Raw genomic sequence first — 16,105 nt, 5'->3', positions numbered from 1 at the left:
CCAATCGCGGCGCTCCCGTCACAGCACACGCGTGACGAGACTCGACAGTTCGGCCCCGGGAGCGGTCACCCGATCGGCGATCTCGCGCACCACGGCCTGCAGCGCAGCGCCGGCTCGTGTCGGGGCCATGTCGGCGCGGCGAGCCAGACTGACGGTGCGGGCGAGCGCAGCATCGGCAAGGGGAGCCGTGCGCAGCGTGGGATGATCCGCCGCGACCATCGCGGGCACCACGGCCACACCGATGCCGCGCTCCGCGAAGCTCAGCGCCGCATCCATCTCGGCGCCCTCGACGGCGACCAGCGGCGTGAGCCCGTGCGCACGAAACGCCGCATCGACGGTGACGCGCAGGTCATAGTTCTCGGGGAACACGACCTGCGGCACGCGTGCCAGCTCGGCCATTTCGATCGGACGCACCGGCGCGTCAGATGAGGAGTCGCGTCCGAACGGATCGGGGCGGCTCGGATCCGACACCACGACGAGACGTTCGCTGAGAATCTGCTCGCGCTCGAGCACCGCGCGCGCCGCCCCGGAGGAGACGCTGGTCACGATGAGTGCGAGGTCGAGTCCGCCCTCCATCAGTGCGGTGATGAGGGATCGGGATCCGCGCTCGAGGATCTCGATGTCGATGCCCGGGTAGCGCTCGCTGAACTCGGCCAGCACGTCGGCGACAAGGCTCGTGCACAGAGTCGGGGTCGCGCCGAGACGGATGCGTCCACGACGGAGACCGGCAAGATCGGCCATCTCATCGCGCGCCGCGTCGGCGTCGGCGAGCATGCGTCGCGCGATCGGCAGCAGCCGCTCCCCTGCCGCGGTCAGCGCCACGTTGCCCCGCACACGATGCAGCAGTTCGACACCGAGGTCGGTCTCGAGCGTGGCGATCTGACGGCTGAGCGAGGGCTGAGCGAGGTGCAGACGCTCAGCCGCGCGGGTGAAGTGGCCGGTCTGGGCGATCTCAACGAAGCCGCGTAATTGCTCGAGGTTCATGACGATAGCCTACGCGCATGACGATCATCAGCTCTATTCATTGGAGTAATGGATAAGGCAGACCTAACGTGGTTCGCATGACCACCTCATCTCCCACCGTCGACGCCCAGGGCACCGCCCGCGGCGAACGTCTCCTCTCTACCTCCGTGCTCGTCATCGGCACGGGCGGTGCCGGGTTGCGCGCCTCCATCGAGCTCGCCGAACGAGGCGTGCAGGTGCTCGCCGTCGGCAAGCGCCGCGCCCACGACGCGCACACCACACTCGCCGCCGGCGGCATCAATGCTGCGCTCGGTACGATGGACCCCGAGGATTCTTGGGAGCAGCACGCAGCCGATACGCTGCGCGAATCGTACTTCCTGGCCGATCCCGCAATCGTGGAAACCGTGACGCGCAACGCCGCGCGCGGCATCGAAGACCTGGAGCGCTGGGGCATGCCCTTCGCACGCGAGGCCGACGGCCGCATCAGCCAGCGATTCTTCGGCGCGCACAAGTACCGCCGCACGGCCTACGCCGGCGACTACACCGGGCTCGAGATTCAGCGCACGCTCATGCGCCGCGCCTCCGAATTGCGCGTGCAGATCATCGACACCGTCTACATCACCCGCCTGCTCGTCAGCGACGGCAAGATCTTCGGCGCCTACGGCTTCGACATCGTCGACGGCGCGCCCATCGTGATTCACGCGGACGCCGTCATCCTCGCGGCCGGCGGCCACACGCGCATCTGGCGCAACACCTCGTCGCGTCGCGACGAAAACACGGGCGATTCGTTCCGCCTCGCCGCGCTCGCAGGCGGCAAGATCCGTGACGCCGAGCTCGTGCAGTTCCACCCGTCAGGCATCCTGGAGCCGGCCGACGCCGCCGGCACCCTCGTCTCGGAGGCGGCGCGCGGCGAAGGCGGCATTCTGCGCAACTCACTCGGCGAGCGCTACATGGAGCGCTACGACCCGGAGCGCATGGAGCTCTCGACCCGCGACCGCGTGGCGCTCGCGAGCTACACCGAGATCTCGGAAGGGCGTGGCACCCCGAACGGCGGCGTCTACCTCGACGTGTCGCACCTGCCGCGCGAGCAGATCCTCTCGAAGCTCCCCCGCGTCTACCGCACGCTCATCGACCTGCAGATGCTCGACATCACCGAGCAGCCCATCGAAATCGCTCCGACCGCGCACTACTCCATGGGCGGCGTGTGGGTGACACCCGATGAGCACAGCACCGGCGTCGACGGCCTGTACGCGATCGGCGAAGCTTCAAGCGGCCTGCACGGCGCGAACCGCCTGGGTGGCAACTCACTCATCGAGCTGCTGGTCTACGGTCGCATCACCGGTGGAGACGCCGCTGACTACGTGACCGGGCTCACCGAAGTGCGTCGCGATCCGGCTGCCGTGGCAGAGGCCCGAGCCGAGATGCAGAATCTGCTCGTGGGCGACGGAGCTGCGGGCAAGAGCACCGAGAGCCCGCGCCGCCTGCAGCGCGCGCTGCGCGACCTGATGACCGAGCACGTTGGCGTGGTGCGCAGCGAGGCCGGCCTCACCGCGGGCCTCGAGAAGCTCGACGCTCTGCAGGAGCGAGTGGATCGCGTCACCTCGCACCCCGATATCGCCGGTTTCGACGATCTCGCGCACGCCTTCGACCTGTACGGTTCGATGCTTGCCGCCCGCGCGACGCTCGAGTGCGCGCGCGAGCGCCGCGAGACGCGCGGCTGCCATAACCGCTCCGATTTCCCGGAGCAGGATGCGGCGCTGCAGGGCAACTTCGTCTGGACGCCCGAAGGCGGCGCGGTCTTCGAGCCGCTCCCCGAGGCGCCCGAGTCATTCCGCGACCTCGCCTACGCCGACGCCGATGATTCAGTGCAGGGCAAGCTCGTCGAGTAGGGATCGCACGTCACCATCTGCGGCCGCCGATGTGGCCGAGCACGTCTGCTCGGTCACGTCGGCGGCCGCAGGCGTGATGGGCCCCGCCGCCTCCGTCGATGCGCTCCGGCGCGGGTCGGAACCGTAGGCGATCGGTCATGCGCTCACAGCCGGGGAGTTTCCTGATTTCACCGGCCCCATCGTCGGCGTCCTGTGGACAACGCTTCGACGCTTTCCGCGGCCGCGCAGAATCGACGCATGACCCCAGACGTACTCGACTCACGCCCCGTGGTGCGGTGCCAAGGCACCGCCGACTTCCTCGCGGCGCTGCCGCATCTCACCGGCTTCACCGCGACCGACAGCATCTTTATCGTATGCTTCGACGGAAGTCGCTCCGGGCAGGCAGTGCGCGCAGACCTGCCGGCTCGCGACTCACCGAGCGACACTCTGGCGCTCCTCGACTTCATCAGCGGCCTGTCGCGCGACATCTCGACTGCGCGCGGCACGCGATGCGCACTCGCCATCGTCATTGCGACCAGTGAACGTTTCGCTGACTCGCCTGACTCCCCACCGCAGCAGCGGTTGGCGCGACGCATCGAACGCCGACTGCGTCGCGAGCGTGTGCCGGTGCAAGAGCTGTGCGTGCTTGCCGCCGACGCCTGGGTGAGTTTCTTCGACACGCGTGCGCCTCGCGAAGGCAGACCCCTCAGCGAGATCGCTGAGAGCCCGGTCGCGCACGAAGCGCGCTCCCACGGTGCCGAGCCCAGTGATTTGGCCCACCTCGGTGTCATCCCCGAGCCAGATCCAGATTTGGCGGAGGCGGTCGGTGCAGCACTCGACCGCGTTCTGCCCCACGATTTCCCGGTCTCGGCGGGTGTCCCCCCGCACCTTTCCGAGACCGGGAACCTCACCGAGTACGCGCTCGGTTGGATGACGGAGACGGCGGCGGTCACACGGTGGCTCCTCGAGAACGCCGACTTCGATGCCGACGCCGTGGCGCGGCTCATCCGCGCCACCGCGCATCCTGGGCGCTGGTTCGTGCTCGCCCTCGGATTGATCACCCGACCCGAATTCCCCGTCGAACTCGGGCGAGAACATCCGCTCGGCAACTTCATCGGAATTCCGATCGAGCTCGATGTCGACCTCGGAATCGCACCCGCCTCGCGCCCTCAGCCATCTGCCGCGAGTGCAGCCGGGTGGGTGGGGCGCTGCGCGCACGGCGAGCCTGACTCAGATGGAGTATGCCGCAGGGCGCTGCATGCGCCCCCACCGGGCTGGTCGGTCTATCGACTGCTGGCGAGCATCTGCCCCGAGTTCACCGCGCATGAGCGCCTCCCTGAGTTGCGCGCCCGGTTGCGCGAGGCAATCTCGCTCACTCCAGAGGCATTGCGCCCCGGGCTCCTGGGGCTCAGTGCCTGGGTGTGGTGGCTGAGCGGCACGCAGTCGGTGGCGCAACGGCAACTCGACGCTGCGCAGGCCATCGATCCCGATGATCCGCTGCTCCAAATGCTGCGTCGGCTGACCGACCAGCCGCTGTACGCGCGCTTCGTGGCCGGAGCGGCCGGTGGGCCGACTACGCCGCTGGTGGAGCCAGAGGCCGCATGACCGTTCGATCACTGACTTCTGACCGCAGCACTGCGAGCACGCGGTCGATCACCGCGCTCGGCAGCACCGTCGGTAATGTGAACCGAATCGCGGTCTGCGCCAGCTCGGGGGTGATGCCCATCGCCAGCAGCACCGGTGACGGCTCGTCAGAGCCGGCAGCGCAGGCCGACCCCGACGAAACGGCGACTCCGGCGGCATCGAGTGCGACGAGCAAGGATTCTCCGCTCACGCCGGCGATGACAAATGAGGCGTGGCCGGGGAGGCGCTCCTCGCGGTGGCCAGTGAGCTGTGCGCCCGGTATCTCAGCCAGCACACGCGCAATCAGCGTTTCCCGTGATCCCAGCAATGCGACGCCTCGTGACCCGACATCGGCGTGCGATGCACGCACTGCAGCAGCGAATCCAGCAATGGCCGCAACGCTCTCAGTTCCCGAGCGCCGGCCGCCTTCCTGCCCGCCTCCGTGCAGCAGCGGCTCCATCGCGAGCCCAGGCCGCACCAGCAACGCACCGATTCCCTGCGGCCCACCGAATTTGTGCGCAGCGATCGTCAACGCGTCAATGCCCGGTCCGGGCCAGGCATCGTGAGGCTGCCCCATGCCGAACGAGACCGGCAGCGATGCTGCCGCCTGCACCGCATCGCAGTGCAGCAGCGCGCCCTGATCTTCGGTAATCGTGGCGATGCTCGGCAGGTCTTGTACCGTGCCGATTTCAGCGTTGGCGAGTCCAATCGACACCAGTGCGGTGCGGTCGGTCACGCATCGTGCGACATCACGGGGGTCGACACGGCCGTCGGAGTCGACCGACAACACATCGCACGAGAAACCGAATACGCGCTCCAGGTACCGGCAGCTCTCGAGCACCGACGGGTGCTCGATCGCCGAGGTGACCACGTGTCGGCCACGTGGATTCGCAAGCGCGAGACCAATGATCGCAAGGTTGTTCGCCTCGGTTCCGCCAGAGGTGAAGACAACCTCACTCGGCCGAGTATCGAACGCACGCGCGATCTCGGCGCGAGCCGCGTCGACGGACGCCCGCGCTCGATATCCGGCTTGGTGCACGCTCGACGGGTTCGCTGCGCCAGCGTCGAATTCCGCCACCATCGCAGCGCGAGCCTCTGGGCGCAAGGGTGCGGTCGCGGCGGCATCAAGGTACCAATGACCCGTGGCACCCGCACCCGCATCCGCGTTCATGCGGCGTCGAGACCGATGTCGAGCGCACGGGCACCGTGCGTCAGCTGGCCCACCGAGATCACATCGACGCCACTCTCCGCAATCCCGGCGACGGTATCGAGCGACACGCCCCCGCTGGCCTCGGCGACCACGCGCCCCGCGATCCGCTCGACCGCCACCGCAAGATCATCGGTCGAGAAATTATCGAGCAGAATTCCCGTGACATTGGCATTGAGCACTGCATCGAGCTGGGAGAGGTCGTCGACCTCCACAATGATCGACGTCGTATGCCCTGCGCGTTGGCGCAGCCCTCGCAGCGCTGACGTGATCGAGTCTGCATCATGCGCACCGAGCGCTACCAGGTGGTTGTCCTTGATCATCATCGCGTCCGAGAGCCCGAATCGATGGTTGGAGCCGCCACCTGCACGCACGGCGTGCTTCTCCAGCGCCCGAAGCCCCGGAGTCGTCTTCCGCGTGTCCGCAATCCGTGACGACGTGTGCGCGACAGCGCTCACGAACTGCGCGGTGAGCGTCGCGATGCCGCTCAGTCGCTGCACGAAATTCAGCGCCACGCGCTCAGCCGTCAGCACACCCCGTGCCGGCCCCGCGATTCGCGCGAGTGTGTCTTCCGCTGCAAACGACGTCCCGTCTGCGACGAGGTCCGTCACGGCGACACGAGGGTCGAGCTGCCGAAACGCCTCGCGCACGAGCGCACCACCGGCGAAGACTCCCGCTTCACGAGCCACCAGACGGGTGTCGAGCACCGCGTCCTCCGCAATGGCGAGTTCGACAGTGAGGTCTCCCCACGGCGCGTCTTCGGCGAGTGCAGATCGCACGACCGATTCGATCAGGGCTGCTGTCAGCATGCGGAAACGCTCCTCGGTGCTTGAGCGGCAGATTCGCCGCTCACGAATGGGTGTGATCGATCGGACGCGACACGTGCCCCCGCTCCCGCACGTTCGACCCAGCACAGTGCGCGACGCGTCGCGTACCGCTCATCGACCTGCGGAAAGTCTGCGCGTCGATGGGCCCCGCGCGATTCCTCGCGAACATCGGCCGCCTGGGCAATCGCGGCGGCGAGCGCTGCCCGGTTCACAACATGCACATCATTCGTCTGCATGGCGTGCGCAGCGCTGCGACGCATCTCCGCGAGCCCCGAAGCCTCGCGCTCGATCCCGAGATGCGCTCCGACAGCCCCAGAGAGCGCGGAGAGCACTCCTGAAGCTTTGCCCCGCGCGACGTCGGGTGACTCAGGCGAGGTTCCACTGCGGTGATCGTCCAAGCGACCGCTCTCATCAGCTGTCATCTTGTCCGGTATCTCCACAACCGCCGCTTCGTCGATCAGTGCGGCCATTCCTCCGCCACGCACCGGCCACGGATCGAGTCGTGCGCGATAGGCGGCCGCAGCGGCACCCGCCCGGGTGCCGAAGACGAGGCCTTCGAGCAGCGAGTTCGACGCCAGACGATTTGCTCCGTGCACGCCGGTCGACGCGACTTCACCCGCGGCGAGCAGCCCGGGCACACTCGTGCGCCCGTCGAGATCGCTCGCGACGCCACCCATCGTGTAGTGCGCCGCGGGGGCGACGGGTACCGGCTCCCTTCGCCAATCGAACCCGAGGTCGGCCAGCACACGCGAGATGGCGGGGAACAGGCGAGCAAGGGTGCCTGGTCCTCCGTCTCTTTCGATCCCGGTTGCGTCGAGCCACACCGCAGATCGGCCGCTGCGGCGCAACGCACGGTGCGTGGCGAGTGCCACGACATCGCGCGGCGCCAACTCCGCCAGCGGATGCTGCCCCTCGAGAAAGCGAACGCCCGCGTCATCACGCAGCACCGCACCGGCACCGCGTACCGCTTCAGAAATCAGGAAGGAGCCGCCACCCGCAGCGACGAGTGCGGTCGGATGAAACTGCACGAACTCCAGATCGGCGAGCACCGCACCCGCCCGCGCGGCAAGCACGACGCCGTGCCCGACCGACGACGGATGGTTCGTGCTCACCGGAAACAGCGATGCGTATCCGCCGGTCGCGAGCACCACCGCGTCGTCGAACACCCGTTCCTCGCGCACCGAGCCAGTCGCCGCAAACTCCACGCCGCGCACGGTACCGGCATCGATCACGAGAGACCGCACCCGACGGCGCTCGATCAGCCTGAGCCGCCCGGCGCTCGCCGCAGCGCGAACCCGCGCGGCCAGGTGAGCGTGCAGCACGGCTCCCGTCCGATCGCCGCCCGCGTGCACAATGCGCGCGCGACCGTGGGCCGCCTCGAGCCCGAGTGCCGGCTCGCCGCCCGCTCGACTGTGCACCGGCACGCGATCGGCCGCAAACCCATCCGCCAGCAGCCCCCGCATGATGCGGGCTCCCTCGCGCGTCAGCACTTCGGCCGCGCCGGGGTCGACGAGCCCCGCCCCCGCCGCCAGGGTGTCGGCGAGGTGATCGGCGGGCCGATCCCCTGCGCCGATCGCCGCCGCGATACCGCCCTGCGCTCGTGGCGTGTTCCCCACGGGGTCGTGATCGAGGTCGCCTTCGGTGACAACCGTGACGTCTGCCTCGCGCTCGAGCGCGGCGATCGCCGCCGAGAGCCCGGCGACACCGGTGCCGACGACGATCATGGTTTCGCGGCGAGCATGCGCTCGAGCGCCACTCGCGAGTCACCCGCAACCGCGTCGCTCACGCTGATGCGGTTGGGGGTTTCGCCGGCGAGCAGCGACTCGAGCGTCCAGGCCAGGTAGGCGGGGTGGATGCGATACATGGTCGAGCAGGGGCACACGACCGGGTCGAGGCAGAAAATCGTGAGCTCGGGGTGCTGCTGCTGCAGTCGGTTGACGAGGTTGATCTCGGTGCCGATCGCGATGACGCTGCCGGGCTCCGCGTTCTCGATCTCGCGACGAATGTACTCGGTCGATCCGGCACCATCCGCGGCTTCGACGACGGCGGCGGGGCACTCGGGGTGCACGATCACGCGAACCCCGGGAAACTCTTCGCGCGCGCGGTCGATCTGGGCCACGGTGAAGCGCTTGTGCACGGAGCAGAATCCGTTCCAGAGGATCACGCGCGCATCACCGAGCTGCTCCGCCGTGTTGCCGCCCAACGGAAGGTGCGGGCGCCAGAGCGGCATCTGGTCTTCGCCGATGCCCATCGCCTTCGCGGTGTTGCGCCCGAGATGCTGATCGGGGAAAAAGACGACGCGCTGGCCACGGGCGAAGGCCCATTCAAGTACTGTGCGAGCATTCGACGACGTGCACACGATTCCGCCGTTGCGTCCGCAGAATGCCTTGATGGCGGCCGACGAGTTCATGTAGGTCACCGGGATCACCGGCTGCAGGCCGCCCTCCTCGGCCGGGGGCAGCGCCGCCGTGAGTTCGCGCCAGCAGTCTTCGACCTGCTCGATCGTCGCCATGTCGGCCATCGAGCATCCGGCTGCCAGGTTCGGCAGAATCACGGCCTGCTCGGGGCCGGAGAGGATGTCGGCGGTCTCGGCCATGAAGTGCACGCCGCAGAACACGAACGCCTCTGCTTCGGGGCTGCCTTTCGCCGCCTGCGCGAGCATGAACGAGTCGCCCACAAAATCGGCGTACTGCACGATCTCGTCGCGCTGGTAGAAGTGACCGAGAATCTGCACGCGGTGACCGAGTGCAGCCCGTGCGGCGACGATCCAATCGTGCAGTTCGGCATCGCTCGCCGATGTGTATCGGGCCGGCAGCGCGCCCTGGCGCGGCGCGTCACCGGGTATGACGTCGACGTTCGACGCCCCCGGCCCGTATCCGGGTGCGCGGTCGATGGCCCAGGGATCCTGCACCAGCCCGGAATCGCAGCTCGACGCTCCGGTCGACCGCAAGGCGATCGGCTTGCGGTGCGGCGACGTCGGAGCGGCGGGGCGCCCCGTCGCGGATCGCTCGCGCGCTGCAGCACCGCGGATCAATTCGTGCACGCTCGTCATGGTCGACTCCTCGGTTCGGGACGATCGGTGGGAAAACTTGGCGCCGCCTCCTCGCGGAAGCGATAGAGCCGCGCGGGTCGGTACGGAGTGCCCACCTCGCGCGCTCCGGTGTCGGTGAGGGTGCCTTGAGCGAGCATCTGCCGTCGAAAGTTCGCCGGCTCGACGGCGTGGCCCAGCACTGCCTCGTGCACGGCCCGCAACTGTGCGATCGTGAACACGGGCCCGAGAAAACGGTGCGCGACTGCGGCGTACGCGGTCTTGCTGCGCAATCGCGCCAGCGCGTAGGCAACGATCTCCGCGTGGTCGAAGGCGAGCTCCGGGAGCCGGTCGGCGGCGCACCACGCGACGTTTCCCGGCTCATCGGCGGCGTCTCGGTCTCGCGGCAGGGGTGCGGCGCGCACCGACGCACGCTTCGGTGCCGGATCATCCCAGCGCGGTGTTTCTCGGCCCTGTCCATCGTCCGCGCCCACTGCAGCGTCCGACGCTTCCGGAGTCGTCGCCGTAGTGGAGAGGGCATCGGCCGACGGCATCGACGGCGCGCTCACCAGATCGGCCTCGCCAAAGAGCGCCCAATAGGCGATCGTCACGAGACGCTGCGCATCGGCCGACCGTTCGACGCCCCCGAACGCGTACAGCTGCTCGAGGTAGCCGGGGTCGTGCCCCGCGGCGTCGCGTATCGAACGCAGGGCGGTGTCGGCGAGGGTCTCATCCCAGTGCGTCGGCCCTCCAGGCAGGGCCCATTGGCCACGGAAGGGCTCGCGAATGCGCCGCACGAGAGGAATCCAGAGCGACGGCGCGTCAGTGTCGAGTTCCCCCTCGATGTCCGGCAAACCACTCCCGCCGCATCGCAACGCGCCGGGGGGCGGCTGCAGCGCGAAAGCGACGCTCGACACCGCCACGGCAGGCGGCAGCGTGCGCCGTGCGCTCGCATTCACCTCTGCGTATTCCATCGCTGCTCCCGGGTTCGCGGTGACCTTGCGCACGGATCCCTGATGGCATCAGGCGATCGACGCGCGGCAGCCACTTAGAGTCATGGTGACTGTAAGTAGCATCACGCGCGATCGCGCAACTGTCAAGCCGAATGAACAATCGTCACCCAAGGTAACGATTACGTAGCCGACGCTCGCGCCATGTCACACCGTGGGATAGGCTCACAGAGTAAGACCAGTAATGCCGAACGTAGGGATTCTCCAGCACGTTTTATTTGCCGCAGCGATGCGGCACGCTACCAGTCTCCACGTCGGCGCCGTCGCCGTGGCACCCCGGTCGCATCTGCGACCAGCAACATGAAGGAAAACAGTATGGCCACCGGCACCGTGAAATGGTTCAACTCCGAAAAGGGCTTCGGCTTCATCACGCCCGATGACGGCGGATCCGATGTCTTCGCGCACTTCAGCGCGATCCAGGGCAACGGCCGTCGCGACCTCTTCGAAGAGCAGAAGGTCGAATTCGACGTCGAGCAGGGCCCCAAGGGCCTGCAGGCAAGCAACATCCGCGCACTCTAAGTCGCGCGAATATTCGAGGTGCGGGGGTGTCCCCCGCACCTCGTTTTTGTATATTCGGCACATTTGTGTCGACAGGTTTTCAGAGCATCGCTACATTCGGAGCATCGCGCTCGTGCCGCACGGCCGGGCGATCCGATCCGAGAACACCCGGAGCTCCATGTCGACGCAGACGTACCCGCACCTCCTCGCCCCACTGCGCCTGGGCGGCATCACCCTCCCGAACCGCGTGCTGATGGGCTCGATGCACGTGGGCCTTGAAGAGCTGCCCGGTGGCTTCGAACGGCTCGCCGCGTTCTACCGCGAGCGGGCCGTCGCTGGTGCGGGGCTCATCGTCACCGGCGGGGTCGCGCCGAATCCCGAGGGCCGTTTGACCGCTCATGCCGCGATGCTCACCGACGCAGACGATGTCGCCGACCACCGCCTGGTGACCGACGCGGTGCACGAGGTGGGCGGGCGCATCCTGCTCCAGGTATTGCACTCCGGCCGCTACGGTGCGCACGCCGATATCGTGGCGCCGAGCCCGGTGCAGGCCCCCATCTCTCCCATCGCCCCGCGCGAACTCAGCGACGCCGAGATCGAGCGCACCATCGACGATTTCGCTCGCACGGCTCGTCTTGCTCGCGAAGCCGGGTACGACGGTGTCGAGGTCATGGGCTCGGAGGGCTACCTCATCAACGAGTTCGCGGCGGCGCACACGAACCATCGTGAGGATCGCTGGGGCGGTGATGCCGAACGCCGCCGCCGCTTTCCGTGTGAGATCGTGCGGCGGGTGCGCGAGGCGGTCGGCGACGACGGCATCCTGATCTACCGCCTCTCCATGCTCGATCTCGTGCCCGACGGGTCCACGCTCGACGAAGTCATTGCGCTCGCGCTCGATGTCGAAGCCGCCGGTGCGACGCTGCTCAATACCGGTATCGGGTGGCACGAGGCGCGCATCCCGACCATCGCGAGCTCGGTACCGCGCGGCGCGTTCTCGTGGGTCACGCACCGGCTCATGGGTGCGGTGTCGATCCCGCTGATCACCACGAACCGCATCAATACTCCCGAGACGGCTGAGCGGCTGCTCGCCGACGGTTGCGCCGACATGGTGTCGCTCGCCCGCCCCTTCCTCGCGGACCCCGAGTTCGTGGCGAAGGCGGCCGCCGGTACTCCGGAGCGCATCAATACCTGCATCGGCTGCAATCAGGCCTGCCTCGATCACACCTTCGCGGGCAAGGTCGCCTCGTGCCTCGTGAACCCGCGCGCCGCTCACGAGACCGAGCTGGTCATCGCCCCCACCACCCGGCGCAAACGCATCGCGGTCGTCGGCTCGGGCCCGGCCGGGTTGGCGTGCGCCACCACGGCGGCATCCCGGGGCCACGAGGTGGTGCTCTACGAGGCCGACTCGCGCATCGGCGGCCAACTCAATGTGGCGCTGCAGGTTCCGGGCAAGAGCGAGTTCCGCGAGACCCTGCGCTACTTTTCGGGCCGGATCGCCGAGACCGGTGTCGAACTGCGCCTCGGCGAGCGGGTGAGCGCCGCCGAACTCAACGCAAGGGCATTCGACGAAGTCGTCCTCGCCACGGGGGTGCAGCCGAGACGGCCTGAGATCTCCGGGCTCGACCACTCGAGCGTCGTCGGCTATCTCGACGTGCTGCGCGATCGCGTGCCGGTCGGCGACCGCGTCGCGATCCTGGGCGCCGGAGGTATCGGCTTCGACGTCGCCGAGTTTCTCACGACCGATCACGTGGAAGACCCGCGGGATGTCTCGGGGTTCCTCGCGCACTGGGGCGTCGACGCGGAATACGCGCGCGCGGGCGGGCTCACCGTCCCAGTGGAAACTCGGCTGAAGCGTTCGGTCGTAATGCTGCAGCGCAAATCGGGGAAGCTCGGTGCCGGCCTCGGCAAGACCACCGGATGGATCCACCGCACCGAACTCGCGCGCCGCGGGGTGCAGATGATCGCAGGCGCCGAATACCTCGCGATCGATGACGCCGGGTTGCACATCAGCGTCGATGGTGCCCTGCGCACCGTGGAGGTCGACACCATCGTGCTCTGCACCGGCCAAGACCCGGCACGAGAGCTGCACGACGAATTGCTCGCGGCTGGGCGCGCGTCGCATGTGATCGGCGGCGCCGATGTCGCGGCCGAGCTCGACGCGAAACGGGCGATCGATCAGGGCACTCGACTCGCGGCCGCACTGTGACGGCCGCGGAACGACGATCGGATACGGTAATGCCATGACGAGCTCATCCGGTGCAGCGGAGCGCCTCTCGCGCATGATCCAGATTCCGACGGTGTCGGCGGAGATCGACGAGCGCGGGGCCGAACCCTTCGAGGCCTTCGTCGCGCTGCTCGAGGAGCTCTACCCGCGGGTGCATGCCGACCTGCAGCGCGAGCGCATCACCGATCTCGGGCTGCTCTTCCACTGGCGCGGTGCCGATTCCGCGCTCGACCCGGTGGTGCTGATGGCGCACTTCGACGTGGTACCCGTTGATGCGTCCGATGCCTGGACCCACCCCCCGTTCGACGGACGCATTGCCGACGGTTTCGTGTACGGCCGCGGCGCACTCGATGACAAGGGGCCGTTGCTCGTCGTCCTCGAGGCCGTCGAGGCACTCCTCACCGACAACTTCGTGCCCGCTCGCGACGTCTATCTGTCGTTCGGCGGCAATGAGGAGACGTTCGGCGAGGCGGCGCGCACCATTGCACAGACGTTCCAGGAACGCGGCATCACTCCCTGGCTCGTCCTCGATGAGGGCGGGGCCGTGGTCGATGCCCCGCTGCCCTTCGTGCGCGGGCAGGCCGCGATGGTTGGTGTCGGCGAAAAAGGCCCGATGACGGTGCGGCTGAGCGCCCGAGGAGACGGCGGTCACGCGTCAGCCCCTCCGTCGCTCACCGCGGTCGCACGCATCGCGCGGGCTGTCGGACGTCTCACACCAGGCACCTTCCCCGCGCACGCCCCGGAGGGGGTCACCCGCATGCTCGCGCGCTTCGCGCCGCGCTCGGGCGGTGCCGCACGACCGCTGTATCGTTTACTGGCGGCGAAGCCCTGGCTCACCGCACGGGTGTTCGCGCGGCTCGGGGGCGAACCCGCCGCGATGGTACGCACCACGGTCGCCCCGACGATGTTCGCGGGCGGCACCGCCGCAAACGTGCTCCCCTCGCAGGCGAACGCCACCGTCAATCTGCGCATCGCCCTCGGCGAATCGGTAGCGCGGACCACCGACCGTATTCGCCGCCGGATCGCCGACCGGCGAGTCACGATCGAGGTCGTCGACGGTGAGGAGCCCTCACCCGAATCGTCGAGCGAGAACACGCAATTCCGACTCATCGCACACGCGGTCGGCCAATCGCATCCGTCTGCCGAAACGGTGCCGTACATCATGATGGCCGCCACCGACTCGCGGCATTTCCATCGATTCGCCCCCGCGGTCTACCGATTCGCACCGCTCGCCATGTCAGCCGAGCTCCGCGCGACCATCCACGGCGTCGACGAACGAGTCGCTGTCGTCGAACTCGAGCGCGGCACCCGTTTCCACCGCAGCCTCATCGAGGGCCTGCCCGGCGGGGATTCGGCCGCATGACCCGCGTGCGGCTCGGCGTACTCGCCGGCATCGTCGGCTTTCTGGCGTTCGTCGAGTTCACAAGTGGGTTTCTGCAGGGCTATTACACCCCCATGCTCTCCAACATCGCGCGTCACCTCGATGTGCCCGATGCCGATGTGAACTGGCTTGAGGGCTCGCAGTTGATGCTGTCGGCACTGGTCGTGCCGGCGCTCGCCAAACTCGGCGACATGGTCGGGCATAAGCGGATCCTGCTCTGGTCGACCGCGATCACCGCCGTCGCCAGCCTTGCGCTGCCGTTCGCTCAGACCTTCCCGCTCTTCCTCGCAGCGTGGACACTGCAGGGCGTCTACGTCGTGTGGCTGCCGCTCGAAATCGCACTGATCTGGTCGCGTACCGCCGGCCGCGACGGCCGTTCGCTGCTCACCGCTCGCGCCGCCGGCATTCTCGTCGCCGCGCTCGAGACCGGCGCGATCTCGGGGGCACTCATCGGCGGGCAACTGATCGACTCGTTCCCGATCTTCGGCGTCCTGCTCGTACCGGGGATTCTCGTCACGCTGTGCTTCTTCGTGATCGCTTTCGGTGTCACGGAGTCGCCCGAGCAGCTCGGCGGCCGCCTCGATTACGTCGGTCTCATGCTCATCACCGTGGCGCTCCTGGCCTTCACCGGTGGCCTGAGCCTGCTGCGGCTGCAGGGCGTAGGAAGCGTGATCGCCTGGGCGGTCGTACTGCTCGGCCTCGTGCTCGTCGTGCCGTTCGCGCGCTGGGAGCTGCGCCATCCCGACCCATTGATCGACGTGCGCATGTTCCGTTCGCCGGCGCTCGCCCCGGTCTTCGTCACCGCCGCCCTCTTCGGTATGAGTGTGCTCGGGGCTCAAGCGCCCCTCTCGACGTTCATTCGCACCGACCCCGAGTCCGCGGGGTACGGCCTCGGCATCGGCGGCTTCGCGACTTCGCTTGTCATCGGGCTGTATCTCATTGCGATGGTGATCGGCGCATTGCTCTACCCGTTCGTCGCCCGGCTCAGCACGCCCCGCAACACGCTCGCGGGCGCCGCGCTGCTCGTCGCGATCGGATACCTGCTCTTCCTCCCGTTCCACGACACGTACACCCACATGGTCACCAACATGATGATCGCGGGCCTGGGCTCGGGCGCTTTGGTCGCCGCACTCCCCGCAGCGGCCGCGGCCGGTGCGCCGGATCATCTCACGGGCGTCGCGACCGGCCTCACCAATTCGACGAAGACCGTCGGCGGCGCCATCGCCTCCGCGATCTTCGGGATCGCCCTGATGCACGGTGTTGCGGGAGCTGCAGGAGCCGCGGGCGCTGAAGCCGGCGGGGGCACCGCGGGGTCGTTCACCGGCTATGTCATCGTGTGGTGCGTCTGCGGCGGATCAGCCCTGGTCGCTGCTATCGCTCTGAGGTTCATCGTGCCACAGCAGGCGTTCCGCGATCGGGAGAGTGTACCGGAGCCGGTGTTGCCGTCGCAGGCGGGGTGATCCCGCACCGCGATTC

General features: G+C 68.2%; 12 protein-coding genes. 6 read left to right on the top strand and 6 right to left on the bottom strand.

The window, feature by feature from the left end; translation table 11 throughout:
- Positions 1 to 18 precede the first annotated feature (18 nt).
- Positions 19 to 984 (bottom strand): LysR family transcriptional regulator, encoded by a 966-nt coding sequence (locus ACZF5Y_RS05365; protein ID WP_497534793.1) that lies wholly within the window; start codon positions 982 to 984, stop codon positions 19 to 21.
- A 77-nt stretch (positions 985 to 1,061) separates the two neighbouring features.
- On the opposite strand from ACZF5Y_RS05365, the gene ACZF5Y_RS05360 reads away from it, so the two are divergent.
- A complete protein-coding gene (locus ACZF5Y_RS05360; protein WP_497534792.1) occupies positions 1,062 to 2,852 on the top strand; it encodes an FAD-dependent oxidoreductase in 1,791 nt (596 codons plus the stop codon).
- A gap of 237 nt (positions 2,853 to 3,089) precedes the next feature.
- The gene (locus ACZF5Y_RS05355) at positions 3,090 to 4,436 is read left to right on the top strand and encodes a DUF4192 family protein (protein WP_497534791.1); all 1,347 of its coding nucleotides are present in this window, start codon (positions 3,090 to 3,092) and stop codon (positions 4,434 to 4,436) included.
- Here ACZF5Y_RS05355 and ACZF5Y_RS05350 read toward each other — a convergent pair.
- From ACZF5Y_RS05350 to ACZF5Y_RS05330, 5 genes are read right to left on the bottom strand one after another with little or no spacing between them, the layout of a single operon-like run.
- Positions 4,405 to 5,625 (bottom strand): cysteine desulfurase family protein, encoded by a 1,221-nt coding sequence (locus ACZF5Y_RS05350; protein ID WP_497534790.1) that lies wholly within the window; start codon positions 5,623 to 5,625, stop codon positions 4,405 to 4,407. The genes ACZF5Y_RS05355 and ACZF5Y_RS05350 overlap by 32 nt on opposite strands.
- The gene (gene nadC, locus ACZF5Y_RS05345) at positions 5,622 to 6,470 is read right to left on the bottom strand and encodes a carboxylating nicotinate-nucleotide diphosphorylase (RefSeq protein ID WP_497534789.1); all 849 of its coding nucleotides are present in this window, start codon (positions 6,468 to 6,470) and stop codon (positions 5,622 to 5,624) included. Before nadC ends, ACZF5Y_RS05350 begins: the two co-directional genes overlap by 4 nt.
- On the bottom strand, positions 6,464 to 8,212 hold the full coding sequence (locus ACZF5Y_RS05340; protein ID WP_497534788.1) for an L-aspartate oxidase: 1,749 nt from the start codon (positions 8,210 to 8,212) through the stop codon (positions 6,464 to 6,466). Before ACZF5Y_RS05340 ends, nadC begins: the two co-directional genes overlap by 7 nt.
- A complete protein-coding gene (gene nadA / locus ACZF5Y_RS05335; RefSeq protein WP_497534787.1) occupies positions 8,209 to 9,540 on the bottom strand; it encodes a quinolinate synthase NadA in 1,332 nt (443 codons plus the stop codon). The genes ACZF5Y_RS05340 and nadA overlap by 4 nt, the downstream gene beginning before the upstream one ends.
- Entirely contained in the window at positions 9,537 to 10,523 is a 987-nt protein-coding gene (locus ACZF5Y_RS05330) for an NUDIX hydrolase (protein WP_497534786.1), read from the bottom strand. The genes nadA and ACZF5Y_RS05330 overlap by 4 nt, the downstream gene beginning before the upstream one ends.
- Positions 10,524 to 10,841: 318 nt before the next feature.
- Between ACZF5Y_RS05330 and ACZF5Y_RS05325 the strand changes: the two genes are divergently transcribed.
- The 4 genes from ACZF5Y_RS05325 to ACZF5Y_RS05310 all read left to right on the top strand — a co-directional run bounded on the left by ACZF5Y_RS05325 (position 10,842) and on the right by ACZF5Y_RS05310 (position 16,089).
- Entirely contained in the window at positions 10,842 to 11,045 is a 204-nt protein-coding gene (locus tag ACZF5Y_RS05325; protein ID WP_053386532.1) for a cold-shock protein, read from the top strand.
- Positions 11,046 to 11,202: 157 nt separating this feature from the next.
- Positions 11,203 to 13,230 carry an oxidoreductase gene (locus ACZF5Y_RS05320; protein ID WP_497534785.1) on the top strand — a complete coding sequence of 676 codons (2,028 nt, stop codon included), beginning with the start codon at positions 11,203 to 11,205 and terminating at the stop codon, positions 13,228 to 13,230.
- A 34-nt stretch (positions 13,231 to 13,264) separates the two neighbouring features.
- Complete coding sequence (locus tag ACZF5Y_RS05315; protein ID WP_497534784.1) at positions 13,265 to 14,611, top strand: M20/M25/M40 family metallo-hydrolase; 1,347 nt, start codon at positions 13,265 to 13,267, stop codon at positions 14,609 to 14,611.
- Complete coding sequence (locus tag ACZF5Y_RS05310; protein WP_497534783.1) at positions 14,608 to 16,089, top strand: MFS transporter; 1,482 nt, start codon at positions 14,608 to 14,610, stop codon at positions 16,087 to 16,089. The genes ACZF5Y_RS05315 and ACZF5Y_RS05310 overlap by 4 nt, the downstream gene beginning before the upstream one ends.
- Positions 16,090 to 16,105: the final 16 nt, after the last annotated feature.

The sequence above is a fragment of the Leucobacter sp. WKLB1 genome, assembly GCF_059696215.1.
This window is presented reverse-complemented; position numbering and strand designations above follow the sequence as displayed.

Bases quoted from the DNA above. Each gene is read 5' to 3' on its own strand.
- ACZF5Y_RS05365 (WP_497534793.1), bottom strand. From the start codon at position 984: ATGAACCTCGAGCAATTACGCGGCTTCGTTGAGATCGCCCAGACCGGC.
- ACZF5Y_RS05360 (WP_497534792.1), top strand. From the start codon at position 1,062: ATGACCACCTCATCTCCCACCGTCGACGCCCAGGGCACCGCCCGCGGC.
- ACZF5Y_RS05355 (WP_497534791.1), top strand. From the start codon at position 3,090: ATGACCCCAGACGTACTCGACTCACGCCCCGTGGTGCGGTGCCAAGGC.
- ACZF5Y_RS05350 (WP_497534790.1), bottom strand. From the start codon at position 5,625: ATGAACGCGGATGCGGGTGCGGGTGCCACGGGTCATTGGTACCTTGAT.
- nadC (WP_497534789.1), bottom strand. From the start codon at position 6,470: ATGCTGACAGCAGCCCTGATCGAATCGGTCGTGCGATCTGCACTCGCC.
- ACZF5Y_RS05340 (WP_497534788.1), bottom strand. From the start codon at position 8,212: ATGATCGTCGTCGGCACCGGTGTCGCCGGGCTCTCGGCGGCGATCGCC.
- nadA (WP_497534787.1), bottom strand. From the start codon at position 9,540: ATGACGAGCGTGCACGAATTGATCCGCGGTGCTGCAGCGCGCGAGCGA.
- ACZF5Y_RS05325 (WP_053386532.1), top strand. From the start codon at position 10,842: ATGGCCACCGGCACCGTGAAATGGTTCAACTCCGAAAAGGGCTTCGGC.
- ACZF5Y_RS05320 (WP_497534785.1), top strand. From the start codon at position 11,203: ATGTCGACGCAGACGTACCCGCACCTCCTCGCCCCACTGCGCCTGGGC.
- ACZF5Y_RS05315 (WP_497534784.1), top strand. From the start codon at position 13,265: ATGACGAGCTCATCCGGTGCAGCGGAGCGCCTCTCGCGCATGATCCAG.
- ACZF5Y_RS05310 (WP_497534783.1), top strand. From the start codon at position 14,608: ATGACCCGCGTGCGGCTCGGCGTACTCGCCGGCATCGTCGGCTTTCTG.